The 852-nt window shown below is 72.2% G+C and carries 1 protein-coding gene and 1 pseudogene; one reads left to right on the top strand and one right to left on the bottom strand.

Annotated elements, in window-relative coordinates; translation table 11 throughout:
* Positions 1-184 (bottom strand): annotated as a pseudogene (locus CCL05_RS47035) (aa3-type cytochrome oxidase subunit I); the annotation flags it as partial.
* Between the two features lie 48 nt (positions 185-232).
* Between CCL05_RS47035 and CCL05_RS43545 the strand changes: the two are divergent.
* Positions 233-802 carry an RNA polymerase sigma factor gene (locus tag CCL05_RS43545; RefSeq protein ID WP_086565924.1) on the top strand — a complete coding sequence of 190 codons (570 nt, stop codon included), beginning with the start codon at positions 233-235 and terminating at the stop codon, positions 800-802.
* Positions 803-852 lie beyond the last annotated feature (50 nt).

The following is an 852-nucleotide window of genomic DNA, read 5'->3' on the forward strand; positions in this document are numbered from 1 at the left end:
GGGCGAGCTCGGCGCGCATGAACAGCGCCATCACGCCGCCGATGACGAAGAACGCGAACGACGTCACCAGGTACAGCGTGCCGATCGTCTTGTGATCCGTGGTGGTCAGCCACTTCAGGTGCCTCATGCCCCGCCTGTGTCCGCGCCCCGCCCGGACGTCACACTTTCCCGACGCGACGAGAATCACGGAAACGGGTGTGACGATCGAGAAGGTGCCGGACACGAACGGGACATGAGCAACGACGAGATCTTCGCCGCTGCCTATCGCGAGCACTACTGGGCGGTCAGCCGCTATGTCGCGCGGCGACTGGACGGGCGGGCTGGCGAGGTGGAGGAAGTGGTGGCGGAGGTGTTCACGGTCGCCTGGCGGCGCCGGGCCGACCTGCCCTCCTCCCCGCTGCCCTGGCTGTACGGCGTGGCACGCAACTGCCTGGCCAACGCGGTGCGCGGCCACGGGCGCCGCCGCCGGCTCGTCGACCGGCTCGGCAACGACGACACCGCGCACGGGCGGCACATCGCGGCGGGCCCCGAGGCCGACACGCCCGGCGCCTGGGTGCACGAGGCACTCGCCCGGCTCTCCGCGGCCGACCAGGAGGTGCTGCGCCTGACGGCCTGGGAGGAACTCGGCATCGACGAGGTGGCGATCGCCCTCGGCTGCGGCAGACGCGCCGCCGCGATGCGGCTGCACCGGGCCCGCCGCCGCCTCAGAGCGGAGATCGACGGGATGCGGCCCGCGGACCTGGCGAACATGGCGGATACGACGGACACGGGCCACTCACTGAGCGAGGGGGACCGGCGATGACCGACGTCCTCTGCTCGCCCGGGCTCGCGCCGGGCGAGCAGAGGACGTCG

It is taken from the genome of Streptomyces africanus (assembly GCF_002150735.1).
In the GTDB taxonomy this organism is placed as follows: domain Bacteria; phylum Actinomycetota; class Actinomycetes; order Streptomycetales; family Streptomycetaceae; genus Streptomyces; species Streptomyces africanus.

Coding starts and splice junctions, on each gene's coding strand:
- CCL05_RS43545 (WP_086565924.1), top strand. CDS start 233: ATGAGCAACGACGAGATCTTCGCCGCTGCCTATCGCGAGCACTACTGG.